This window comes from Flavobacterium sp. 1355 (assembly GCF_017833415.1).
In the GTDB taxonomy this organism is placed as follows: Bacteria; Bacteroidota; Bacteroidia; order Flavobacteriales; family Flavobacteriaceae; genus Flavobacterium.
Genome location: NZ_JAFICC010000007.1, coordinates 71267 through 94605 on the forward strand (window position 1 = coordinate 71267; position 23339 = coordinate 94605).

The following is a 23339-nucleotide window of genomic DNA, read 5'->3' on the forward strand; positions in this document are numbered from 1 at the left end:
CAGGTTTGTCGATTGACTACAGATCTCTTTTTATATTCCGATTTTATTCTAAAACCACTTCCAAACTCGTCATTTCAGGATTTTGCAAACATTCTGAAAGCTGAAATTCTAAGATTAATGATTTTTTATCAGAACTAAGAATTGCTTTTTCATTTGAAACGGATTTGATTTTTCCCGGAAAATGATAGCGTAATGTATAGGTTTGTGTCAATTTTAAAGATTTATATTTAGGATCCATATTTGCAAACCAGTCTTTTGCATTTTGAAACTCTATCGGATTTGTAATTGAAACTAATCGTCTAAAAACTTTTTCCTTAAAATTGTATTCAATTTTATAATAATGATTTTCAGCCGTTAAAGCATAATTGTTTCTGATATCATCAGCATAATCTTCCGTTTTATACAAATCAGCGATTTCAGAAACTGTATTGAAATTTTGATTAAATACCGTTCTGAATTCCTTTTCAAAAGAACTCTTTTTGATTTGAACTTTTACATTTTGATATTTTTCAAACAACTGCTGTTCTGCTAATTGGTATTTTAAAAATGTTTCGTTGTATTTTTTAATGTAATCTTTAAATATATAAGTTGTATCCTGAAACACATCTTCTCTGGAATACTGATCTCCGGCCAATTGCATGTAGCTATTCTCTTCACGAAGTTCAACAGCTTCAATAGTTCCGCTTCCGTCTGCGTTTATTGTAATGGTTTCTGTTACCTGACAGCTTGAAACTAAAAACAGAAGTAAAAAGGCTTTTATGAATTTCATTTTTTGAGAAGGGTTCTGAGTTGCTAAGATACTTAGGTTTTCTTTAATTTTCTTACAGAAATATTTTTTGCACATAATCTTGTCATCCTGGGGAACGAAGGATCACTTAGAAGCTCGACAAAAATTGGCGATTTTGCATGCGGAGTTTCGCGTGTGTTCTTCGTTCCCCAGGATGACAAAGATTGTGTCAACATCCCCATCTATAACTTCTTTTAAAAACTAAAACCTCTAACATAGCCCCGATAGAAGAGGTATCCTTTTTTGTCTCGTTTGGAGAACGAGACAAAAAAGATATAGTGTCCCGAAGCTTCGGGAGCGTGACAAATGGTCTTGAAAAAATCTAAAATCTGCATTCTGAAATCTACATTCTTTTCTTTATCTTTGCGCACTTAAAAAACAGTATATAATGGCCTTATCTGAACAAGAAATCATTCGAAGAGAAAAACTTCAAAACTTACGCAACTTAGGAATCAATCCTTATCCTGCTAATCTTTTTCCTGTAAATCATACTTCTAAGCAAATAAAGGAGTCTTTTGAAGAAGGTAAGAAGGTTATCGTTGCGGGACGTCTAATGAGCGTTCGTGATCAGGGTAAAGCTTGTTTTGCTGAATTGCAGGATAGCGAAGGCCGTATACAATTGTACGTTAATCGTGATGTTTTGTGTGAAGGTGATGATAAAACGCTATACAATCAGGTTTTTAAAAAATTAACCGATTTAGGAGATTTTATTGGTATTGAGGGAGAATTGTTTACCACACAAGTTGGTGCAAAATGTATTCGAGTGAGTGGTTTTACTTTTTTGAGTAAAACATTGCGCCCGCTGCCATTGCCAAAAGTTGATGAAGAAGGAAATGTACACGATGCTTTTAATGATCCTGAATTGCGTTACAGAATGCGTTATGTAGATTTAACGGTAAATCCGCAAGTTAAAGAAAACTTTATCAAACGTACAAAGCTGTTTAGCGCTATGCGTGGTTATTTTAACGATGCAGGATATCTTGAGGTTGAAACTCCGGTTTTACAGCCTATTCCGGGTGGTGCTGCGGCGCGTCCTTTTACAACGCATCATAATTCGCTTGATATTCCGCTTTACATGCGTATTGCAAACGAATTGTATTTGAAAAGATTGATTGTTGGTGGTTTTGAAGGTGTTTATGAGTTCTCTAAAAACTTTAGAAATGAAGGTATGGACAGAACGCATAATCCTGAATTTACCGCTATGGAAATATATGTAGCCTACAAAGACTACAACTGGATGATGGAATTTGCAGAAGGTTTGCTTGAGCATTGTGCGATTGCCGTAAACGGAACAAGTGAAGTTACTTTTGGTGAGCACAAAATCAATTTTAAAGCGCCTTATGCTCGTGTTACGATGACAGATTCTATCAAACATTTTACTGGTTTTGATATTTCCGGAAAAAGCGAAGAGGAATTGTATGAAGCTGCCAGAGGAATGGGAATTGAGGTGGATAAAACGATGGGTAAAGGAAAATTGATCGATGAAATTTTTGGAGCTAAATGTGAAGGAAATTATATCCAGCCAACTTTTATTACTGATTATCCTAAAGAAATGTCGCCTCTTTGTAAAGAGCACCGCGATAATCCTGAACTTACAGAGCGTTTTGAATTGATGGTTTGTGGTAAGGAAATCGCAAATGCATATTCTGAACTGAATGACCCGATTGATCAGCGTGAGCGTTTTGAAGACCAAATGCGTTTGTCTGAAAAAGGTGATGATGAAGCAAACGGAATTATCGATGAAGATTTCTTAAGAGCTTTGGAATATGGTATGCCGCCAACTTCTGGAATGGGAATTGGAATGGACCGTTTGATTATGTACTTGACAAACAATGCCTCTATTCAAGAAGTTTTATTGTTCCCGCAAATGCGCCCGGAGAAAAAACAAGCTCAGATTGAATTGTCTGATGAAGAGAAATTTATCGTTGATTTACTGAAAGGAAATGAGAATAAAATGGATCTTCAGCAATTAAAAATTACTGCAAATTTAAGCGGTAAAAAATGGGATGCGTCTATGAAAAATTTATCTAAACACGGTTTGACTAAAGTGGCTGTTGAAGGTGAGTTCAAATTTGTGGAATTGGTGCAGTAATTTTATTTTATTATAAATACAACCCGATAGGTTTATAACTTATCGGGTTTTTCGTTTTATTTACATAACTTTGATTAATGAAAACTGTGTATTATGGGTACTTTAGAAATAAAATTAGAAATATTTGATAAACTAAAAAATGTTGAAGATGTTAGCCTGTTAGAGAAAATTAGAAATCTTCTAAAAAATGCAGACACTTCAGAGGTTTATCAATTTGAACAATATGAATTGGATATGCTGAGAGAAAGTGAAGAAGATATAAAGTATGGAAGAGTTATTTCTCAAGAAGATTTAGATAAAGAAGATTTGGAATGGCTGTCAGAATAACTTGGACTAATACAGCTGTAAATCAAAGAAGAAAAATACTGAATTATTGGAATAAAAGGAATAAATCAAAAACTTATTCAAGAAAGTTAGTTACGGAAATAACACAAAGAGTTAAGTTTCTAGCGAACAATCCTGAAATTTATATTAAAACTGCCTTTCCAGATATTAGAACCTCCACATTAGGGCATTATAATATATTTTATAGAATAACTACAAAAGAATTAATTGTCATAGCATTTTGGGATAATAGGCAAAATCCAGAAATACTTTCTAAAATACTAAGGAGGTAATGATATAACAACTCCGACAGATTTAAACCCTGTCGAGGTTTATCTTTTAAAACGAATACTTCTCCAATTTCTTTCCCTGAATATCCAAAACTTTAGTACTTTCTTTCGGAACATCACCTTTCCATTTTTCCTGAACAGATGGATTTGATGGGTATTTTCCGTTTTTCATTTTTATTTGATGCAGGTTTCCTCCGCTTTTGATTATTAAATCATAAAAATTTTCAGTCGTTGATGTAGTTATATGAATAGGAAAATCGGTTACGGTAAATGAATTAATTAAACTTCCGTCGTTGTTTAAAATATAACCGGAGCATCCACCGCTTCCGCAGAAATACGAGTTAGAGAAACCTACAAAGTATTCGTTCTTCTTATCGTTGTTTAAATCAAAAGCTTCATAGTAAAAGTATCGGTCTTCTTTGCTCATTGCCGGTAAATCTTTCTTTAGTAAAACCTTTAATTGCTTTTGAATCAACTTCACTGCTTTGCGATCCTTAACAGGTGCATTGCTTAAATTTGCTGTTCCTGCGACTGTTTTAGATAATGTATCCTCAGCAATTGTTTTGATGATATTGTTTGATTTCCCTTTATTTTGATCACTTTTATTTTGACAGGAATATAATATCAGAATGGTTATTGCTATTGTTATTTTACTTTTCATGATTTCGAATTTTTAATTTGTCACTTAAATTTACATATAATAAAAACCAAAAACCAGATTTTTCTAAACCAATAATGCAGCTTTGTTTTCTATATCATTTTCTGTCAGCAATGATTTTATATTATTAAAAGTGACCAAAGCAATTTGCGTCAGGGCTTCGTTGGTAAAGAACGCCTGATGCGCTGTTACCAAAACATTCGGAAAACTCATTAAGCGCTGGATATTATCGTCCTGAATAATATTTTCGGAAAGATCTCTAAAAAACAGCTTTTCTTCCTGCTCATAAACATCGATTCCCAAATATCCAATTTTACCTTGTTTTAAACCTTCAATTACACAAGCCGTTTCAATTAATCCGCCGCGGCTTGTATTGATAATCATAACATTATCTTTCATAAAGGAAATGGATGTTTCGTTGATGATATGTTTTGTCTGATCGTTTAACGGACAGTGAAGTGAAATTATTTCTGCAGACTTAAAGATTTCTTCTAACGTTACAAAAGAAACGCCGTCTTTTATCATTTCATCATTTGTAACAATATCATAGGCTAAAACCTTACAGCCAAAACCTAAAGCAATTTTAGCAAAAGCTTTTCCAATATTTCCAGTTCCGATGATTCCAATTGTTTTTCCGAATAAATCAAATCCTAATAATCCGTTTAAAGAGAAATTTTGTTCCCGAACCCTGTTATAGGCCTTATGCGTTTTTCTGTTCAAAGTAAGAATCATTGCCATGGCATGTTCTGCAACTGCCTGAGGGGAATAAGCCGGAACACGACAGACTTTTATATTGTATTTTTTTGCTGCCTCCAAATCGACATTGTTAAAACCCGCACAGCGAAGTGCAATAATGCTGACATTCTTTTCTGCTAGTTGTTTAATTACTGTTTCATTGATAATGTCGTTGACAAATACACAAACAATTGCACAATCCTGAATCAGGGTTACGGTTTGGGGATTAAGCTGTGTTTCGAAAAAATCCAATTCGAAATCAAAATCATTGTATTTATTAAAGAATATTTTATCGTAAGGCTGTGTCGAAAAAAAGGCAATTTTACCAGTATTGGAAATGGAGTTCATAGATTGAAAATATTTATTTTATATTGAATTGTTATTTTATTTACGATCCATATCTTTCGATATTTCAGGTAATTTTTCTTTTGTCATTTTCACAATAACACGATGCATCCAGATTAAACAAGTAAGTGACAATGCGAGAATAAAAAACCAGGAACTTGTCCAGAAACCGGTAAATGCTAACAAATATCCGAAAATAATAGGCCCGAAGAAACCTCCTAAACCTCCTAGCAGGCCAACCATTCCGCCAATTACACCAACTTCATTTGGGAAATAATCAGGAATATGCTTGAATACCGCAGCCGAACCAATTCCCCATGATATACCAATTAAAATAACTAGAACTAAATAAACCCACATATTGGCTTCAAAATGAATCTGAGTAATTCCTTCTGCAAGCAGTTCTTTTTTCTGTACTTTTTGGTTTTGGGTCACAACAACTTCCTGCCAGGTTTTTTTTGACGGAAAAAAAGGGTTTTGTACAGAAGATTTATCTTCCTGATTTATAGCATATTCTTTTCCTTCAATCGTAATTTTATCCGGAGCAACTGCTGTAACTGTTCCGGCTTTACTTGCCAATAAACCACTGCCTGAAGTGGTAATGTCCATTTTTGGAAATAATAATAAAAAACTCAGCACGACTGATGAACTCAATACCCAATACATCACTTTTCGTGCACCAAATTTATCTGATAAGAAACCTCCAAAAGCACGGACAACACCAGCCGGAAGACTGAAACATGAAGTAAAAATTCCGCCCAGAATTAATGAAGTATGATATACATTCATAAAATTCGGCAACAGCCATTGTGAAAAGGTTACAAAGGATCCGAATACCAGAAAATAATAGGTTCCAAAACGCCAGACACGAATGCTTTTTAAGGGTTGTATTAATTGTTTGACGGTTTTAGACTGCGCCTCGATTTTTTTGTTTTTAGCAAAAATCAGAAATACAATTCCCATTAACAGCAAAGCAGCACCATAAATAACCGGAAGCCATTTCCAGCCATTCAACGGATCACTTTCTGAAAACTTACTCAGCAATGATGGTGCTAAAAATGGTGTTATGGAAGCTCCGGCAGTTCCCATTCCGAATATTCCTAAAGCCCTGCCCTGCCATTCTTTTGGATACCAAACCGATGTCGACGCTACCCCGACAGCAAAACTCGTTCCTACCATTCCGAATAAAAAACTCAAAATAGCAAAAACAGTAAAGGAAGTTGCGAAAGGTAATAAAAACAAAGGTATCGAAGCCAGGATCAATAAAGCAGAATGCACAATTCTTCCTCCGAATTTATCGGTTAAGATTCCCATAGGTAATCTCATGATTGATCCGGTAAGCACAGGAATTCCCAAAAGCCACCCAATCTGCACTACACTCCAGTTAAAAATTTCCTTATCGACCAGAAAAGTAACCAAAACTCCATTCAGTGTCCAACATGCAAAACAAATTGCAAAAGCCAAAGTATTTAGAAAAAGAATTCTGTGAGATTGCGAAAGATTTGCCATAGAATGTAGTATTAAATTATTTTTAGAATCTATTACTTAATCAGGAAACCATAAAATTGCTTTTAAGTAAAAATGCAATTATTATTTAAAGTTAAAAAAATATTACAACTAAAGTACTCATAATTAAATATTTATAATTATTTGATTTACATTTTCAACATACCCATTCATTTAGCCCCTTCTTTTATACCAAATTCATTTTAATTGACGTTGTAATAAAAAACGTCATACTAACAGCTGATTTTCAATTTATTAAATAACAAAAATTTCTTATCCGGATTAAACCAATTGAATTTGGTAAAGTCTAATTGTCATAACCTTAAAAAAAACAAATCATGAAAAAATTATTTATCGCAGCTCTGTTATTCGCAGGAGTAACAAGTTTTGCACAAGACAACATGGATCAAAAACCGGAACGCGAACATAAAGAGAGACTGACTCCGGAACAGCGTAACGAAAAACAATTGCAGAAATTAACGACTGAATTAAGTTTAGACGCCAATCAACAGGCTCAGGTAAAACAATTACTTGCAGAAAGAAGCGCAAAAGCAGAAAGTTTTAAAGAAGCACGAAAAGCAAAAAAAGAGAATAATGAAAAACCTACGGTTGAAGAAAAAGCTGCTTTTAAAAAACAAATGGAAGATGAAGTGGCGGCAAATGATGCTAAAATGAAAACAATTCTAAAAGCCGACCAATACACCAAATGGAAAACATTGCAGGAACAGAAAAGAGAAAAAATGAAAGACAAAGCCAAAGATTACAAAAAAGAAAACAACTAATTATAAGAGAGGCCATTAAGCCTCTTTTTTATTGCTCTTTATTTTTAATTTTTTATTAATACTTTCTGTTAAATAAAAGATAAACCTGACAAACACATTAAACTTAGCAAACTCTTTGAAGTCTAACCAGCATAAAACCTTTAAAAAAAACGAATTATGAAAAAATTATTTATCGCGGCTTTATTGTTCGTTGGAATAGTAAGTTTTGCACAAGACATCAATCAGAAACCCGAACGTGATCAAAGAGAAAAATTAACTCCGGAACAGCGTAATGAAAAGCGTTTGCAAAAATTAACTGCTGATTTGAGTTTAGATACTAAGCAGCAGGAACAGGTAAAACAGCTTTTCGCAGAAAGAAGTGCTAAAGCAGAAAAATTCAGAAATGCCCGAAAAGACAGTAAAACAAAGCCTACCGACGCGGAAAGAGAAGCTTTTAAAAAACAAATGGAAACTGAAAAAGCAGCTAACGATGCTAAAATGAAAGCTATTTTAAATGCTGATCAATACACAAAATGGACCGCATTGAAAAAAGACTATAAAGATCATAAAGGAAAAAATCATCATAAAGGTGATTTTAAAACACCACAAGAACGTGATCAGGCGCATTTGCAAAAATTAACAACTGAGTTAAGTTTAAATGCCGATCAGCAAAAGCAAGTTGGTGATCTTTTATCTGAAAGAAGTACAAAAATGGCAATGCTTAAAAAAAGCAGAGGGGACGCAAAGCCTACTGATGCAGAAAGAGAAGCCATGAGAAAACAGATGAAAGAAAATCATAAAACTGCAGATGCAAAAATGAAAACTATTTTGAATGCCGATCAATATAAAAAATGGACAGCTATTCAAAAAGAGCACAAAGATAAAATGAAAGATCACCGAAAAGATAAAATGTAATTGAGATCAAAAAAAAGAGGCTTTAAAGCCTCTTTTTTGTTATTTAAAATGTTTTCGAAACTTTGTCGATCGCATTAATGGTAAAATCTAAATCTTCATATGTCAAAGCATCTGTAATAAACCAGGTTTCATAAGCAGATGGCGCTATGTAAATACCTTCCTGCAACAAACCGTGAAAGAATTTTTTAAACGTTTCGTTATCTCCTTTTGCGGCAGTCTGGAAATCAACAACGGGATTGGCATCAAAATGAACAGAAATCATCGATCCTACTCTATTAATCGTAAAAACTACGTTATTTTCTTTTAAAACCCTGTCAATTCCAGCTTCTAAATAAGCTGTTTTTTCTTCTAAACGTGTAAAAATTTGGCTGTCATTATCAAGAGCTTTCAGCATCGCCAATCCTGCCGCCATTGCTAATGGATTTCCAGACAATGTTCCTGCCTGATAAACAGGACCAAGCGGTGCAAGGTAATTCATGATTTCTTCGCGGGCCGCAAATGCACCTACAGGAAGTCCTCCTCCAATTACTTTTCCGAAAGTTACAATATCAGCATTAATATTATACAATTCCTGAACCCCTCCGCGGGCCAAACGGAAACCGGTCATTACCTCATCAAAAATTAATAAAATTCCGTTTGCTGTGCACAACTCTCTTAAACCTTCTAAGAAACCTTTTTGAGGCGGAATACAGCCCATATTTCCTGCAACAGCTTCTATAATAATAGCTGCAATTTCACCTTTATTGGCTTCGACTAAAGTTTTTACATTCTCTAAATCATTGTATTTTGCCAACAAAGTATCTTTTGCTGTTCCTTCTGTAACCCCAGGACTATTTGGAGAACCAAAAGTAACGGCGCCACTACCTGCCTGAATCAGGAATGAATCAGAATGACCGTGATAACAGCCTGCAAATTTAATTATTTTATCTCTTTTTGTAAATCCGCGTGCCAGGCGAACCGCACTCATACAAGCTTCTGTACCCGAATTTACAAATCGTATTTTATCAATATTCGGCACCATAGAAACAGCCAAAGCTGCAATTTCGGTTTCTAATTCTGTTGGCATACCAAATGAAGTCCCCAGTTTTGCTTTTTCAATGACAGCATCAACAACCGGCTGGTAAGCATGTCCCAAAACCATTGGCCCCCATGAGTTGATATAATCAATTAATTTATTTCCATCTTCATCATATAAATAAGCGCCTTTAGCACTTTTTACAAAAATCGGAGTTCCGCCAACCGCTTTAAACGCTCTAACTGGTGAATTTACTCCTCCCGGAATTACTTTTTCTGCTTCAGCAAAAAGCTGACTACTTCTTTTATAGATCATTATAATTTTAGATTTTAGAGTTTCGAGTTAGATTTAATTTATTGACTTAAACCTTGATCTAAAACAAACTCATTGAAATATTCTTGTTCGATTTGTTTTTCTTTTGAAAGTTCTTCTATTTTCGTATCAGACATCCCAATTGGCGAATAAAATTCCCATTTCCAAATTGGCCTATGTTTTATGAAAAAATATCTTTCTGCAAACTCATCATGATTATACACACCACAAAAAAGTCTAATAATTAAAACTATCGCTGAAATAGAAATTACAATAAAAACTTTTTTCTTCATAAAATTATCCAACTGAAAACTATTTAACCCGCAGTTTTTGTCCTATTGAAATTGCATTATCCAAAAGATTATTTTTTTGTTTTAACTCATCAACCAATAAATTGAACTTCTTTGAGATAGAATACAAGGTATCTCCTTTTTGAACTTCATACAAATTAGGATCATTTGATTCTGAATTTGATTTTGTATTTGCAACAGCAGATGAACTTCTAACAGGGTTTGATTTATTAATTGGCGTATAATTTTTTCCAGTTACCAGACAATCGTATTGGTGCAGATTATAACGTTCAATATAACTGATTAATTTATCCGGATAATTTGGATCTGTTGCATAACCCGCAGCACGCAAGCCTTTTGACCAGGCTTTGTAATCGTCTTTTTCGTAAGTAAATAATGTGGCGTATCTTTTTTTACCAACCAGAAACAGCGCGTGATCCCTGTACGATTCAGCTGCTTCGGGATATTTTCTAAAACATTCCTGAGACGAATCATCATCATGACGAACGCTTTCGCCCAGCCAGTCCCTATGGCATTTTATACCAAAATGATTATTGGCTTCAATTGCCAAATCTCCTCTTCCTGCACCAGATTCCAGAATTCCCTGTGCCAGAATAATACTTGCAGGAATGCCATATTTCTGCATATTTACCATTGCAATATCTTTATACTGCAACACATAATTATTAATTAAATCACTGGTTACAACTGTTTTTGAGGTTGATTGAATAACCTCGGTTGTATTATTTGTAGAAGGATAATTTTTAGCAATTGGTTTGGCAGGAGTATTTCTTTTTGTCGAAGCTGTTCTGGTTTGAACTGCTGCCGCTTTTTTAGTCGTCGCGATCGCAGGCTTACTGGATGAGCAGCTTGCTAAAGCTAATACTACGGCAAGTAATGCAATTCTTTTAATCATTGTTTTTTGAGTATTGGTAATTTTTTCTGCTTCAATTTTATATTCATTCCATCAATTCCCTGCAATCCGCCGGTGTGAATGAGTAAAATTTTTGAATGTGCGGGAAAATAATTTTTGTTTATTAAATCTATAACGCCAAAAACCATCTTTCCTGTATAAATTGGATCTAAAGGAACTTTTGTTTTTTCAAAAAAAGTATTGATAAATTCGATTAATTCTAAATTTACCTTGCCATAGCCTCCAAAATGATAGTCAGAAATTAAATTCCAGTTATCTTTTTTTGCAAAAATACGAATTTCATCGGTTAAAAAGTCACCTTTTAACGCCGGAAACCCTAAAATTTTCTGATTTGGCAATGCACTATTTATTAATCCCGAAATCGTTCCGCCCGTTCCTACTGCACAGCAAACGTAATCAAAAACAGAACCTTCTTCTGTCAAAATCTCTTCGCAGCCTTTTACAGCCAGTTCATTTGTTCCGCCTTCGGGTATTAAATAGAAATCCCCAAACTTCTTTTTCAATTTTTCTATAAACTGGTTTTCGCTTTTCAAACGGTAATCTTCCCGCGAAACAAATTCAAATTTCATTCCATTTTCCTGAGCAAATCTTAAAGTTGGATTTTCTTCTGTTTTATCAAAGAGTTCATCGCCTCTTATAATTCCGACGGTCTTAAAACCCTGCTCTTTTCCCGCATAAGCGACTGCAGCAATATGATTGGAAAAGGCACCTCCAAAAGTTAGTAACGTTTCTTTGTTTTCGGCTTTCGCCTGAAGTAAATTGTATTTTAATTTCCTCAGTTTATTACCTGAAATAAACGGATGATTTAAATCTTCACGCTTTATTGTCAACGAAATAGAATGCTGAAAATTGATAGGGATTTGTTGGTTCAAAATTGTGTTTATTTTAATTTGATGTAATCCATAAACTGAAAAAATGATCGTTTTTTCAAATAATTTAAGTCAGTTTCTTTTGCATAAGCTTCTCGTTCAAAACTAATATTCCGGTATGCCAAATCTTTATTTTTGTATTGAGCTAAACGAAATAAATATTCGAGAAAATACCAGACAAAAAACGGAATTATCAAAAGTTCAATTTGTTGTTTTAAATGTATTCTTTCGTGATTAACAAACACCTGGTTTGCTTTGTCAAAATCATATTTTAAGACTACAAACGGAAAAACAGTCATTCCACGATATCCTTTTGGAATTAAATATTTAGCAACAATCAGAAACATTGGCTGTAAAATTTATAAATTTGTAGATATAAAATTATTGAATTTCATTAAAATCACAATCAATTATTTATTTTTGATTTTTAAAGAAATAAAAACACGACCGAAGCAGATTTATGAAAGAGCAAAGTAATGAAAATAAATTAATCGAAGGGGAAGATTTTTATTACACTCCCGAAGGTTATAAATGCTTTACGGAAAAACACCACTTAAAACGCGGTTATTGCTGCAAAAGCGGCTGTCGTCATTGTCCGTATGGGTTTGATAAAAAAACAGGACAAATCAGGAAGTCTAATTAGATTTTTTAATGTGTCAATTTGAAAATGTGCCAATTAGATAATTCAAAAATCTTAAGTCTAAAAACTAAAATTATATATGGATATTCTGCTTCGAAAATTTAGGATTACAATCCACAAATCCTATCACAGGTCGGATATCCGTTATCCTTAGCTTTTTTAAAATTAGAAAATGTGTCAATTTGGTAATTAGATAATTATTTCAGATTGAACTTATATTATATATATTTCACTCCGATGGAGCTTTTGCAACGCATACATTTATTTTCTATAAAATGTAACGTCTTTCCAAGGCTTGAAAAGAAATCCGTTTGGATTGATATATTTATAGAAACAAATTATCGATCAGAATTTTAGCTCCGGCGGAGCGTCATAATTAAACATAAAATAATCGGTTGCTGATTTTTCATTTTAAAATAAAACTTTAGAAACTTAGGATCTCAGCACCTTAGCACCTTAAAAAATGACTTTTAAAGAACAAATACAACAAGGTATTCCATCTATATTACCTCCAAAGGCAAAATACGATTTAGCTATCAACCATGCGCCAAAGCGAAAAGAAATTCTTTCGGCAGAAGAAAAAAAACTGGCTTTAAAAAATGCATTACGTTATTTTGAACCTCAACATCACGCCGAATTAATCACTGAATTTTCAGAAGAATTAGAAAAATACGGTCGTATATATATGTACCGTTTTCGTCCGGATTATAGAATGTATGCACGTCCAATTGATGAATATCCCGGAAAATCATTGCAGGCAAAAGCGATTATGCACATGATTCAGAATAATCTTGATTATGCCGTGGCGCAGCATCCGCATGAATTAATTACGTATGGCGGAAATGGAGCTGTTTTTCAGAACTGGGCGCAATATTTATTGACAATGCAGTATTTATCTGAAATGACAGATGAGCAGACTTTAACAATGTATTCAGGACATCCTATGGGATTATTTCCTTCGCATAAGGAAGCACCAAGAGTTGTGGTTACAAACGGAATGGTGATCCCAAATTACTCCAAACCGGACGATTGGGAAAAAATGAATGCTTTGGGTGTTTCGCAATACGGACAGATGACAGCAGGAAGTTATATGTATATTGGCCCTCAGGGAATTGTACATGGAACTACGATTACGGTTTTGAATGGTTTCAGAAAAATAAAACTAAATCCTGAAGGAAATCTTTTTGTAACGTCAGGTCTTGGCGGAATGTCTGGTGCACAGCCAAAAGCCGGAAATATTGCAGGCTGTATTACTGTCTGCGCCGAAGTGAATCCGAAAATTACCAAAATTCGTCACGAGCAGGGATGGATTAATGAAATCGTAACTTCAACGGATGAATTGGTTAAGAGAGTCCATTCGGCGAAAGCCAATAAAGAAGTGGTCTCGATTGCGTATTTAGGAAATGTTGTTGATGTTTGGGAATGTTTTGATAAAGAAAACATTAAAATCGATTTAGGTTCAGACCAGACTTCTCTTCATAATCCCTGGGCTGGAGGTTATTATCCTGTTGGAATTTCCTTTGAAGATGCGAATGAAATGATGGCGAATAATCCGGAATTATTCAAAGAAAAAGTTCAGGAATCATTGCGCCGACATGCTGCTGCAATCAATAAACATACTGCTAAAGGAACTTACTTTTTTGATTACGGAAATGCCTTTTTATTAGAAGCTTCCCGTGCCGGAGCTGATGTAATGGCAGAAAATAATATCGATTTTAAATATCCGAGTTATGTTCAGGATATTATGGGCCCAATGTGTTTTGATTACGGTTTCGGCCCTTTCAGATGGGTTTGTACATCCGGAAAACCAGAAGATTTGCAAAAAACAGATTTGATTGCCAGTCAGGTTTTAGAAGAAATGTCTAAAACGGCTCCAAATGAAATTCAGCAGCAAATGCAGGATAACATTAAATGGATCAAAGGCGCGCAGGAAAATAAATTGGTTGTAGGCTCTCAAGCCAGAATTCTTTATGCAGATGCAGAAGGAAGAATTAAAATTGCAGAAGCTTTTAATCAGGCAATTGCCAAAGGTGAAATTGGCGCAGTTGTTTTAGGGCGCGATCACCACGACGTTTCAGGAACAGATTCGCCTTACAGAGAAACTTCTAACATTTACGACGGATCTCGTTTTACGGCAGACATGGCAATCCAGAACGTGATAGGAGATAGTTTTAGGGGAGCAACCTGGGTATCAATTCATAATGGCGGCGGAGTTGGCTGGGGAGAGGTTATAAACGGTGGATTTGGTATGGTTCTTGATGGTTCTAAAGAGGCTTCAAATCGTTTAGCATCAATGCTTTTCTGGGATGTTAACAACGGTATTTCAAGAAGAAGCTGGGCTAGAAATGAAGGTGCAGTTTTTGCTATAAAACGCGCAATGGAGATTCAGCCGTTATTAAAAGTAACTTTACCCAATACAGTTGACGAAAGTCTTCTTTAAGAGGTTTAAAAAACAAAATGTCATCCTGAGCGAAGTCAAAGGCTTATAGAAACGAATAGGCTTCGACTTCGCTCTGCCTGACAGACAAATAAAATTGCTTTTAGGATAACTAATTAAAAAAAGAACATTAAATTATAAAAATATGAAAACATTCAAATTAATTCCTGTCTTTTTGCTTTTAATACTTGCCTCATGCAGTACGGTTAGTGTATATTCTGATTACGATAAAAATGTAGATTTTGCGCCTTATAAGACTTATGCTTTTTTTAAGTCCGGAATTGATAAGGTTGAAATTTCTGATTTGGACAAGAGACGTATTCTGCGTGCGATAGATGAACAAATGCAGGCAAAGGGTTTTACCAAAAGTGAAAATCCTGATTTATTGGTAAATATTTTTACCAAATCGAGAGAGCAGGTAAACGTAAACCAATTTAGCGCTGGCTGGGGATACGGCTGGGGCTGGGGTTGGAATCCTTATATGATGTACGGAAATCAGACTTCTGTTTCTACTTCTACCGAAGGAACTTTGTATATTGATCTAATCGATGCTAAAAAGAAAGAAATGATCTGGCAAGGTGAAGGAATTGGAAACCTGACCAAAAATGTCGATAAAAAAGACGAAAAGGTTAACGAGTTTGTATCTAAAATTTTAGCTCAATATCCGCCTGTAAAAAAATAATTTAATTACATTTGTTTTTCAACATGAAACAAAATGACGAACTTTAATAACATTATTATCGCTATTATCAGCATTATTGCAATTGAGCAATGATGGCGAGGTGTTATATAAATAAGTGAAATATAATTATGAAACCTCCCAAAACGGGAGGTTTTTTTATTTTAAAAATTAAGTTTTGCCACAGATTAAAGGACTTTCACAGATTTAAAAATTCCTTTGGCAAAAATAAAAAACAACTATTATGGAATTATTTAATGAAGTACTCGCCGCAAAAAAACATCTGGAAACCGTAGTTGCCGCTACTCCGCTTACTCAAAATCTCAATCTTTCTGATGAATTTCAAGCCAATATTCTTTTGAAAAGAGAAGACTTGCAAATTGTCAGATCCTATAAAATAAGAGGAGCTTATAACAAAATTTCTTCCTTAACTGAAAAAGAAAAAGCAAACGGAATTGTTTGTGCAAGTGCCGGAAATCACGCTCAGGGAGTGGCTTATTCCTGCAATTTACTGCATATAAACGGTAAAATTTATATGCCTAAAACCACTCCGAAACAAAAGGTAAAACAAGTTCAGCTATTTGGAAAATCTTTTGTTGAAATTGTTTTGACTGGTGACACTTTTGACGATGCTTATGCCTCGGCAACAGCAGATGCCATTAAAAATCATAAAACGTTTATTCATCCTTTTGATGATATAAAAGTTATTGCCGGCCAGGGAACCGTTGGTTTAGAAATTTTGGAAACTTACAAAGAACCTATAGATTATGTTTTCGTTCCGATTGGCGGCGGTGGTCTGGCCTCCGGATTATCTGAAGTTTTTAAGCAACTTAGTCCTAATACCAAAATAATCGGGGTCGAACCAAAGGGAGCCCCTTCGATGAAAACTTCAATTGACGAAAATAAAAATACTCCACTAAAAACCATTAACAAGTTTGTTGATGGAGCGGCTGTTAAACAAGTCGGCGATATAACTTTTGAAATCTGCAAACAAACCCTTGAAGATATAATTCTGGTGCCGGAAGGAAAAGTCTGCACAACAATTTTACGTTTATATAATGAAGAAGCGATGGTTGTAGAACCAGCCGGAGCATTGACAATTGCAGCCTTAGATTTTTATAAAGAAAAAATAAAAGGCAAGAATGTGGTTTGCATCGTCAGCGGCAGTAATAATGATATCGAAAGGACTGCTGAGATAAAAGAACGTTCGTTACTTTACGAAGGTTTAATGCATTACTTTATGATTCAGTTTCCACAACGTCCCGGTGCATTAAAAGAATTTGTAAACAATATTTTAGGCCCTGATGATGACATTACCTATTTTCAGTTTCATAAGAAGAACAATCGCGAGGTCGGTTCGGTGGTCGTTGGCTTAGAATTGAAAAATAAGGACGATATTATGTCAATCAAACTGAATATGACCCAAAATGGTTTTGAGTTTCAATACCTAAATGATAATCAGGATTTGTTTACGCAGCTCATTGGGTAAACACAACACCAAAAAAGGCTGTCTGATAGTCCAGACAGCCTTTTAAAATCAAATAAATTACTAACTAATTATACATTTGATTTATTGTTTGAGCACTTTTTTAGAATAAGTTCCTTTATCATCTTTGATATTCACTATATAAAGTCCTTTTGGCAATCTTGAAATTTCGATTTCAGACTGGTTTCCTTTTGTAAAATGTACTGTTCGTTTTAATACACTTTGTCCTGTTAGTGAATAGATCTCAACTTCTCCATCACCTTCATGGTTAGTATCAATTTTTAAATAATCATTTGTTTTATTTATAAAAACTGCCATTCCATTTTGATCCTCGCCTTCTAATGTTTTTGATACAGCATTTTTTGCAGTAGATTCTACCTGTACCAATTGCCACTGCTGATTTAAATTACCTGTATAAGTCCAAACCTGTATATTTGCACCATTAGCCGTTGAAACATTTTCTACATCCAATGATTTTCCGCTATTTACATTAATGATCTTATAATAGCCTCCTCCCAAACTCGTAACGGTCCATTTGAATTCATTTGAAGCTGAAAAAGTTTTTTGCTGTACTTTTAATCCATCACCGGTTCCGTTATTTTCTACTGCCAAATACATTCCTGTTGATTTTACGATGATATAATAATTTCCGTTTCCATCAGAAACAAATTTCCAGCGCTGGTTATTTCCTCCTCCATTGGTTATATCATACTGCTGAATTCTGCTTCCGCTTGTGGTTGAATTATCTGCAACATCCAATCCTTTATTGCTATTTCTTGAGATTATATTATAATAACCCGGAAGACCTGTAACAGGTGGTGTTCCAGCTCCCCAATTGAATGTTACTGCTGATGATGCAGGAACGGCATAATTGAATGCTGATGAACCGGAAACGACCTTGATTGTATTTGATGAACCGCCAGAATTGTAAACCACAAGAGCAATTGAACCATCCGGATTTTTAAACCCAACTGAAAAAATACTTCCACTTGTGCTCGAAGAGGCAATACGTACGGCTCCGGGTTTTACAAATTTTGAAATTTGTCCAATGATATAATAAGCTACATTTTTAGTATAAGTAGTACTATTATTAACTGTAATTGCACCTAAGCAGGTACTGCACCCGCCAGGAGTACGTGGCCCTAAACTCGAGTTATTTGCAGCATTCCATTCCAGGACTGTTTTTGACCAGTTATTTGTACTGCCAATAACAACGTTTTGCATGTGCCAGCCAAAGTCTCCGCTAAAACTTCCGCCAGAGCCTGTATATTGCTCTGTGAAATAAACATTTTTATTTGTTGCATTGCGTACCGTTGACATAGCTGAAATATTTCCTAAATACAAATGAAACGCTGCTCCATCAACATAACCGCTGTTATTTAAAACATCAATCGGATACGCTGTATTGTCGCAGTTATGATCAAAAGCAATGATCTTGATATTGCCATAACCGGCTGCTGCCATTTGAGGGCCAAGCTGATTATTAATGAAATTTTTTTGCTCTGTAGAATTCATGAGCATACTTGGCTCATTATGCGGATTTTCTGGTTCGTTTTGCGGTGTGATTCCCCAAATTGAAATTCCTTGCGCCTGCATGGCATCAAAATATTTTACAAAGTATTTTGCATAAGCCGCATAATATTGTGTTTGCAGAGAACCTCCAATCCATGAATTGTTGGTTTTCATCCAGCGTGGTGCTGACCATGGTGTTGCCAGTATTTTGATATTAGGATTAATCAGTTTTATCTTTTTGATAATGGGAATTAAATAAGTCAAATCAGGTCCGTTAAGACTAAAATTATTCATATTGGTGTCTCCGGAAGTCTCGTTATAACTATAAGAAGAACTGCTTAAATCAGAAGCTCCTATACTTATACGTACCACACTGGCATTTAAACCAGTAGTAGGGTTATATAAATCATTCAATAATTGATTTTGCTGCGTTGCAGCCATTCCGCTTATTACTTCACAGCTTCCTTCAGTAAGTGTATAACCAAACCCATCCATTGTCTGATATGTTGTAGAAGGGTTAATAGTAACTGTTGCAGGATTGGTTCCTGAATTTGTACCAAAATTTACAGTAGATTGCTGCTGCAGTAATTTGGTCTGGTCTCCGGTTGTTATCCAAGGCGTTACGGTTTGAGCTTTTACTGTTATAGCAAAAAGCAGCATTATAAAGACTTGTGTCATTATAATTAAATTGTTTTTTTGTGTGGTTGTTTGGGTAGTTTTGTGCATAGTTTTCAAGTTTTTAAAAATTAAATATTTGTCATTTTTTAAGATTAATTTTATTAATTACACTCAAAATTATGTTAATTTTAATCAATATCATATTTTAATACCTTTACAAAAACACATCAAAAAAGATATAAAACCTTACAAAAACTTATCGTATAAAAAATTAAATAGCTAATAATCAAATCATTAACATAAAAACACTATTAATTAAAAGTAAATAAATTCACAAAACTACTTCCACACCTGAATTTTATTAAGACTTATTGTTTATGTCATGTATTTAAGACAGATTACAAATTAAAAATTGTTGTTAAATGATAAATATCAGAAAGTAAAACTTCGGTTATATTGTATTTTTGTAATTCAATTATATACTTGAAAAAATGGCAATCAGGGACATTTCTACTATAGAAGACATAAAACAAATGGTAAACAGTTTTTATGAAAACGTGAGAAAAGACGATCTTATTGGTCCGATTTTTAATGATAAATTACAGGATCGCTGGGAACCACATTTGCAAAAAATGTACAATTTTTGGCAGACCATTTTATTTGATGTACGTGCCTATTCGGGAACTCCTTTTCCGCCACATAAGCAATTGCCAGTTGACAAAACGCACTTTGACCGTTGGATCAGTATTTTTAATACTACTATTGATTCTCAATTTGAAGGTCCTGTTACCGAAGAAGCCAAAATGCGGGCAACCAATATGGCGTTTATGTTTAGCCATAAAATTGAGTATTTCAGAAATGCTGAAAATGAATTAAAAAATCAAATCGGTAATCTTAAAAAATAATTGACCAGGCACAACTGTTTTCTCGTTTAATTAAATAAATTTGATTAGCTAAAAGCAAAAAATACCATAAACTGATCAATAATTAATTATGAAGAAAATAATCTTGTCTTTCTTAATCTGCCTGTCTTTTTTAAACCACTTAAATGCCCAATCACAAGCTCCCATTTCAAATTTATATAAAGGAACTGTTGACGGAAAAACACCCGTTACTGTTTATATAAAAACAGAAGAAAACCAATGTACAGCCGATTTAATGTACACAGCAATGTATCGATACAATAAATCGAATAACTGGATTCAGCTTGACATTACTCAAAACACCAAAAAAGAAAACCAGTTTATATTAGTAGAACATGGTTTTAGCGGTGTTTTAATGTTATCTAAAACAGGAAATACTTTTACCGGTTTATGGATCAGCCCTGATACTAAAAAACAATTGAAGGTAGAATTGAAAGAAGTTCCAATGAATGCAAAAGATATTAAAAAATACGAGGAGACAATGGATAAGGTTAATTACAATAATAATGATTGTTAATTTCCTTTGGAGCAAAATCTATAAAAACGCAATAAAATATACTTTCAGATAAAAATATTGTGATGAATGATAAAATACAGGCTCATAAATTCGTAATTTTACATTTTAATCTACAACGTTTTCGAAATGAATTCAAATATTGAAACAAATCCGTTATTAGACCGATTGCCAAAACATTTAAAGCAATTTATTAAACCTCAGGATTATAGCGATTACACACCTATTAATCAAGCGGTTTGGCGATATGTGATGCGTAAAAATGTTGATTATTTATCTAAAGTTGCTCATCATTCTTATCTGGATGGATTAAAGAAAACCGGAATTGAAATTGATTCTATTCCGAGTATGTACGGCATGAACCGAATTCTGACTGAAATTGGCTGGGCTGCTGTTGCCGTTGACGGGTTTATTCCGCCAAATGCATTTATGGAGTTTCAGGCTTATAATGTTTTGGTTATTGCCTCAGACATCAGACAATTAGAACATATTGAATATACGCCTGCGCCAGATATTATTCACGAAGGTGCCGGCCACGCTCCTATTATTGCAAACCCGGAATATGCTGAATATTTGAGGCGTTTTGGCGAAATTGGCTGTAAAGCGATTTCTTCGCACAAGGATTATCAAATGTACGAGGCGATTCGTCTGCTTTCTATTTTAAAGGAAGCTGAAGATACGCCACAGGAAAAAATCAATGAAGCCGAAAAAGCGGTCGCCGATTTACAAAATGATATGGGTGAACTTTCTGAAATGGCACAAATTAGAAACCTGCATTGGTGGACAGTTGAATATGGCTTAATCGGAACGGTTGAAGATCCAAAAATTTACGGAGCAGGATTGCTTTCTTCTATTGGAGAGAGTGCCTGGTGCATGACAGATAATGTAAAGAAAATCCCTTATGATATCTCGGCTGCAAACCAGAATTTTGACATCACACAATTGCAGCCTCAATTGTATGTTACGCCAACTTTTTCGTATTTAAGTTTGATTTTAGAAGAATTTGCCAATAAAATGGCTTTAAGAACCGGAGGCCTTTCGGGGATTAAAAAACTAATTCAATCGAATGCTTTAGGAACAATTGAATTGAGTACTGGTTTACAAATTTCAGGTGTATTTACAAATGTTATTGAAGAAGAAGGAAAACCCGTTTACATTCAGACAACCGGAAAAACGGCTCTTTCTTACCGCGAAAAAGAATTAGTCGGTCACGGAACTTTGACACATCCTCATGGGTTTGGAAGCCCGATTGGAAAACTAAAGGGGTTCAATTTAGCGATCGAAGACATGAGCCCAAAAGATTTGCAGGCTTACAGCATTGTTGAAAATGAAACTGTAAAACTGGAGTTTGAGGGTAACATTATTGTTGAAGGTGAAATCATTACAGGTTCTAGAAATTTACACGGAGAAATTATCCTGATTAGTTTTAGAAATTGCACCGTTACGCATGGCGAAACAATTTTGTTTCAGCCAGACTGGGGAAATTACGATATGGCAATTGGTAAAAAAGTAGTTTCTGCTTTTTCGGGTCCGGCTGATGTGAATAGTTTTGATTTGATTAATATTGTTCCGACTACTACAACCATAAAGGCAAAACATTTTGAGGAACGTGATGATTTGGAATCTTTGTATGCAAAAGTCAGAGACATCAGAAATAATAAAGATTCTAAAACAGAGCTTACAACTATATTTGAAAAACTACAAAAAAATCATTCTAATGACTGGTTACTGGCTGTTGAAATTGCTGAACTTTTAAAAGATTCTAATGAAAAACAGTTGCTTCAGGAAGTTCTTGTTTATTTGGATAAAATGAAAGAAAAACGTCCCGAAGTATCACATCTGATTTCTGGAGGATTAGATTTGATTTTTGATAACTCTTTGCCACAAAGGCACTAAGATACAAAGTTTTTTTACTGCTTTTGCCATCCTGAGGAACGAAGGATCACACATGTAATTCGACAAAGAAGCGAATTTCTGCACGGATATTCTGTGATCCTTCGTTCCTCAGGATGACAAAACTACGAACGAACTCAATACCTTTGAATCTCTGAACCTCAAAAAAATCACAACTTTAAATCTTCATTAAAATCGGTATCAGATTCTATTGTTTTTCCCTTGTATTGTAATTTCCAGCCCATTGAATTTGTCAGAATCAAAATCTTAGACAATTCACTTATTAATCTGTTTTGGGCATTTGTTTTAAGGGAGGATTTTTCGATTTTTTTTGCCAGATTGGCTTTTACCGATTTGTTGATTTTATTGTAATCATCTCCTGTAAACGGATTTAGTTTACTTTGCTCAACATCATAAAACTGAATATCAGGATTGATTTTTATTTCTTCTTTTGGAATATTTAAAATCGTTATCGTTTTATTTTTTTCATCAATATCGTATTTCATTTGATGCAGATCGTAGGCAACAGTAACATTTGCATTTACAACAATCAGCGCTTTCTTTTCAAAAGAAATCATGTCCATTAAATATTTCTGCTGATTCTTATAGGTTATCACTTCAGAGAAATTCCCTTCGGTTACTACCAATTTTCCAACGTTCAAAATCTGCTGTTGAATTAAGTTGGTATTATAATCAATTGAGTCGTCATCTTTTTTGAATTCGCAGTATTTAAAAGCGAGAACAATTAGTAAAACAATAACACCGACCCCTATAATTCTTTTGATTAAGTTCTGCATTCCTGTA

23 protein-coding genes are annotated in these 23339 nt (G+C 34.4%); 12 read left to right on the plus strand and 11 right to left on the minus strand.

Features of this window, described 5'->3' with window-relative positions; translation table 11 throughout:
• Positions 1-43: 43 nt before the first annotated feature.
• Positions 44-769: a hypothetical protein gene (locus JOD96_RS10340; protein WP_209564193.1), complete on the minus strand. Its 726-nt coding sequence runs from the start codon at positions 767-769 to the stop codon at positions 44-46.
• Between the two features lie 406 nt (positions 770-1175).
• Here JOD96_RS10340 and lysS point away from each other — a divergent pair, with 406 nt between their 5' ends.
• The 3 genes from lysS to JOD96_RS10355 all read left to right on the plus strand — a co-directional run bounded on the left by lysS (position 1176) and on the right by JOD96_RS10355 (position 3496).
• Positions 1176-2879 (plus strand): lysine--tRNA ligase, encoded by a 1704-nt coding sequence (gene lysS / locus JOD96_RS10345; RefSeq protein WP_209564194.1) that lies wholly within the window; start codon positions 1176-1178, stop codon positions 2877-2879.
• 93 nt (positions 2880-2972) lie between these two features.
• A complete protein-coding gene (locus JOD96_RS10350; RefSeq protein WP_209564195.1) occupies positions 2973-3206 on the plus strand; it encodes a hypothetical protein in 234 nt (77 codons plus the stop codon).
• Positions 3191-3496: a type II toxin-antitoxin system RelE/ParE family toxin gene (locus tag JOD96_RS10355; protein WP_209564196.1), complete on the plus strand. Its 306-nt coding sequence runs from the start codon at positions 3191-3193 to the stop codon at positions 3494-3496. Before JOD96_RS10350 ends, JOD96_RS10355 begins: the two co-directional genes overlap by 16 nt.
• Positions 3497-3542: 46 nt before the next feature.
• Here the strand turns inward: JOD96_RS10355 and JOD96_RS10360 are convergent, their stop codons facing one another.
• The 3 genes from JOD96_RS10360 to JOD96_RS10370 form a co-directional block, all read right to left on the minus strand.
• Positions 3543-4154, minus strand: a complete 612-nt coding sequence (locus tag JOD96_RS10360; protein ID WP_209564197.1) for a hypothetical protein — start codon at positions 4152-4154, stop codon at positions 3543-3545.
• Between the two features lie 63 nt (positions 4155-4217).
• Positions 4218-5234, minus strand: coding sequence for a 2-hydroxyacid dehydrogenase (locus JOD96_RS10365; protein WP_209564198.1), 1017 nt, complete (start codon positions 5232-5234; stop codon positions 4218-4220).
• A 36-nt stretch (positions 5235-5270) separates the two neighbouring features.
• Positions 5271-6740, minus strand: coding sequence for an MFS transporter (locus JOD96_RS10370; protein WP_209564199.1), 1470 nt, complete (start codon positions 6738-6740; stop codon positions 5271-5273).
• 335 nt (positions 6741-7075) lie between these two features.
• On the opposite strand from JOD96_RS10370, the gene JOD96_RS10375 reads away from it, so the two are divergent.
• Together JOD96_RS10375 and JOD96_RS22440 are read left to right on the plus strand one after the other, a co-directional pair.
• Positions 7076-7519 (plus strand): hypothetical protein, encoded by a 444-nt coding sequence (locus tag JOD96_RS10375; protein ID WP_209564200.1) that lies wholly within the window; start codon positions 7076-7078, stop codon positions 7517-7519.
• A 156-nt stretch (positions 7520-7675) separates the two neighbouring features.
• A complete protein-coding gene (locus tag JOD96_RS22440; RefSeq protein ID WP_245188388.1) occupies positions 7676-8413 on the plus strand; it encodes a hypothetical protein in 738 nt (245 codons plus the stop codon).
• Between the two features lie 43 nt (positions 8414-8456).
• Here JOD96_RS22440 and hemL read toward each other — a convergent pair whose 3' ends face one another.
• Genes hemL through JOD96_RS10405 form a run of 5 tightly spaced genes read right to left on the minus strand, consistent with a single transcriptional unit; the run spans position 8457 to position 12180 of the window.
• Complete coding sequence (gene hemL, locus JOD96_RS10385) at positions 8457-9743, minus strand: glutamate-1-semialdehyde 2,1-aminomutase (protein WP_209564201.1); 1287 nt, start codon at positions 9741-9743, stop codon at positions 8457-8459.
• A gap of 38 nt (positions 9744-9781) precedes the next feature.
• Positions 9782-10033 carry a hypothetical protein gene (locus JOD96_RS10390; RefSeq protein WP_209564202.1) on the minus strand — a complete coding sequence of 84 codons (252 nt, stop codon included), beginning with the start codon at positions 10031-10033 and terminating at the stop codon, positions 9782-9784.
• Between the two features lie 19 nt (positions 10034-10052).
• Entirely contained in the window at positions 10053-10946 is an 894-nt protein-coding gene (locus JOD96_RS10395) for a glucosaminidase domain-containing protein (protein WP_209564203.1), read from the minus strand.
• Complete coding sequence (locus JOD96_RS10400; RefSeq protein ID WP_245188389.1) at positions 10943-11836, minus strand: 1-aminocyclopropane-1-carboxylate deaminase/D-cysteine desulfhydrase; 894 nt, start codon at positions 11834-11836, stop codon at positions 10943-10945. Before JOD96_RS10400 ends, JOD96_RS10395 begins: the two co-directional genes overlap by 4 nt.
• A gap of 8 nt (positions 11837-11844) precedes the next feature.
• Positions 11845-12180: a hypothetical protein gene (locus JOD96_RS10405; protein WP_209564204.1), complete on the minus strand. Its 336-nt coding sequence runs from the start codon at positions 12178-12180 to the stop codon at positions 11845-11847.
• Positions 12181-12293: 113 nt separating this feature from the next.
• On the opposite strand from JOD96_RS10405, the gene JOD96_RS10410 reads away from it, so the two are divergent.
• From JOD96_RS10410 to ilvA, 4 genes are all read left to right on the plus strand, one after another.
• Entirely contained in the window at positions 12294-12476 is a 183-nt protein-coding gene (locus JOD96_RS10410) for a DUF5522 domain-containing protein (RefSeq protein ID WP_209564205.1), read from the plus strand.
• Between the two features lie 460 nt (positions 12477-12936).
• Positions 12937-14913 carry a urocanate hydratase gene (locus tag JOD96_RS10415; RefSeq protein ID WP_209564206.1) on the plus strand — a complete coding sequence of 659 codons (1977 nt, stop codon included), beginning with the start codon at positions 12937-12939 and terminating at the stop codon, positions 14911-14913.
• A gap of 142 nt (positions 14914-15055) precedes the next feature.
• Complete coding sequence (locus JOD96_RS10420) at positions 15056-15592, plus strand: DUF4136 domain-containing protein (RefSeq protein ID WP_209564207.1); 537 nt, start codon at positions 15056-15058, stop codon at positions 15590-15592.
• A gap of 241 nt (positions 15593-15833) precedes the next feature.
• On the plus strand, positions 15834-17078 hold the full coding sequence (ilvA, locus tag JOD96_RS10425) for a threonine ammonia-lyase IlvA (RefSeq protein WP_209564208.1): 1245 nt from the start codon (positions 15834-15836) through the stop codon (positions 17076-17078).
• 81 nt (positions 17079-17159) lie between these two features.
• Here ilvA and JOD96_RS10430 read toward each other — a convergent pair whose 3' ends face one another.
• A complete protein-coding gene (locus tag JOD96_RS10430) occupies positions 17160-19313 on the minus strand; it encodes an RICIN domain-containing protein (RefSeq protein WP_209564209.1) in 2154 nt (717 codons plus the stop codon).
• 383 nt (positions 19314-19696) lie between these two features.
• Between JOD96_RS10430 and JOD96_RS10435 the strand changes: the two genes are divergently transcribed.
• The 3 genes from JOD96_RS10435 to JOD96_RS10445 all read left to right on the plus strand — a co-directional run bounded on the left by JOD96_RS10435 (position 19697) and on the right by JOD96_RS10445 (position 22538).
• Positions 19697-20110 (plus strand): group III truncated hemoglobin, encoded by a 414-nt coding sequence (locus JOD96_RS10435; RefSeq protein ID WP_209564210.1) that lies wholly within the window; start codon positions 19697-19699, stop codon positions 20108-20110.
• Positions 20111-20198: 88 nt separating this feature from the next.
• Positions 20199-20645 carry a hypothetical protein gene (locus tag JOD96_RS10440; RefSeq protein ID WP_209564211.1) on the plus strand — a complete coding sequence of 149 codons (447 nt, stop codon included), beginning with the start codon at positions 20199-20201 and terminating at the stop codon, positions 20643-20645.
• A 126-nt stretch (positions 20646-20771) separates the two neighbouring features.
• Entirely contained in the window at positions 20772-22538 is a 1767-nt protein-coding gene (locus tag JOD96_RS10445; RefSeq protein ID WP_209564212.1) for an aromatic amino acid hydroxylase, read from the plus strand.
• A gap of 167 nt (positions 22539-22705) precedes the next feature.
• Here the strand turns inward: JOD96_RS10445 and JOD96_RS10450 are convergent, their stop codons facing one another.
• Positions 22706-23332 (minus strand): DUF4230 domain-containing protein, encoded by a 627-nt coding sequence (locus tag JOD96_RS10450; RefSeq protein WP_209564213.1) that lies wholly within the window; start codon positions 23330-23332, stop codon positions 22706-22708.
• Between the last annotated feature and the right edge of the window lie 7 nt (positions 23333-23339).

Bases quoted from the DNA above. Each gene is read 5' to 3' on its own strand.
- JOD96_RS10340 (WP_209564193.1), bottom strand. From the start codon at position 769: ATGAAATTCATAAAAGCCTTTTTACTTCTGTTTTTAGTTTCAAGCTGT.
- lysS (WP_209564194.1), top strand. From the start codon at position 1,176: ATGGCCTTATCTGAACAAGAAATCATTCGAAGAGAAAAACTTCAAAAC.
- JOD96_RS10350 (WP_209564195.1), top strand. From the start codon at position 2,973: ATGGGTACTTTAGAAATAAAATTAGAAATATTTGATAAACTAAAAAAT.
- JOD96_RS10355 (WP_209564196.1), top strand. From the start codon at position 3,191: ATGGCTGTCAGAATAACTTGGACTAATACAGCTGTAAATCAAAGAAGA.
- JOD96_RS10360 (WP_209564197.1), bottom strand. From the start codon at position 4,154: ATGAAAAGTAAAATAACAATAGCAATAACCATTCTGATATTATATTCC.
- JOD96_RS10365 (WP_209564198.1), bottom strand. From the start codon at position 5,234: ATGAACTCCATTTCCAATACTGGTAAAATTGCCTTTTTTTCGACACAG.
- JOD96_RS10370 (WP_209564199.1), bottom strand. From the start codon at position 6,740: ATGGCAAATCTTTCGCAATCTCACAGAATTCTTTTTCTAAATACTTTG.
- JOD96_RS10375 (WP_209564200.1), top strand. From the start codon at position 7,076: ATGAAAAAATTATTTATCGCAGCTCTGTTATTCGCAGGAGTAACAAGT.
- JOD96_RS22440 (WP_245188388.1), top strand. From the start codon at position 7,676: ATGAAAAAATTATTTATCGCGGCTTTATTGTTCGTTGGAATAGTAAGT.
- hemL (WP_209564201.1), bottom strand. From the start codon at position 9,743: ATGATCTATAAAAGAAGTAGTCAGCTTTTTGCTGAAGCAGAAAAAGTA.
- JOD96_RS10390 (WP_209564202.1), bottom strand. From the start codon at position 10,033: ATGAAGAAAAAAGTTTTTATTGTAATTTCTATTTCAGCGATAGTTTTA.
- JOD96_RS10395 (WP_209564203.1), bottom strand. From the start codon at position 10,946: ATGATTAAAAGAATTGCATTACTTGCCGTAGTATTAGCTTTAGCAAGC.
- JOD96_RS10405 (WP_209564204.1), bottom strand. From the start codon at position 12,180: ATGTTTCTGATTGTTGCTAAATATTTAATTCCAAAAGGATATCGTGGA.
- JOD96_RS10410 (WP_209564205.1), top strand. From the start codon at position 12,294: ATGAAAGAGCAAAGTAATGAAAATAAATTAATCGAAGGGGAAGATTTT.
- JOD96_RS10415 (WP_209564206.1), top strand. From the start codon at position 12,937: ATGACTTTTAAAGAACAAATACAACAAGGTATTCCATCTATATTACCT.
- JOD96_RS10420 (WP_209564207.1), top strand. From the start codon at position 15,056: ATGAAAACATTCAAATTAATTCCTGTCTTTTTGCTTTTAATACTTGCC.
- ilvA (WP_209564208.1), top strand. From the start codon at position 15,834: ATGGAATTATTTAATGAAGTACTCGCCGCAAAAAAACATCTGGAAACC.
- JOD96_RS10430 (WP_209564209.1), bottom strand. From the start codon at position 19,313: ATGCACAAAACTACCCAAACAACCACACAAAAAAACAATTTAATTATA.
- JOD96_RS10435 (WP_209564210.1), top strand. From the start codon at position 19,697: ATGGCAATCAGGGACATTTCTACTATAGAAGACATAAAACAAATGGTA.
- JOD96_RS10440 (WP_209564211.1), top strand. From the start codon at position 20,199: ATGAAGAAAATAATCTTGTCTTTCTTAATCTGCCTGTCTTTTTTAAAC.
- JOD96_RS10445 (WP_209564212.1), top strand. From the start codon at position 20,772: ATGAATTCAAATATTGAAACAAATCCGTTATTAGACCGATTGCCAAAA.
- JOD96_RS10450 (WP_209564213.1), bottom strand. From the start codon at position 23,332: ATGCAGAACTTAATCAAAAGAATTATAGGGGTCGGTGTTATTGTTTTA.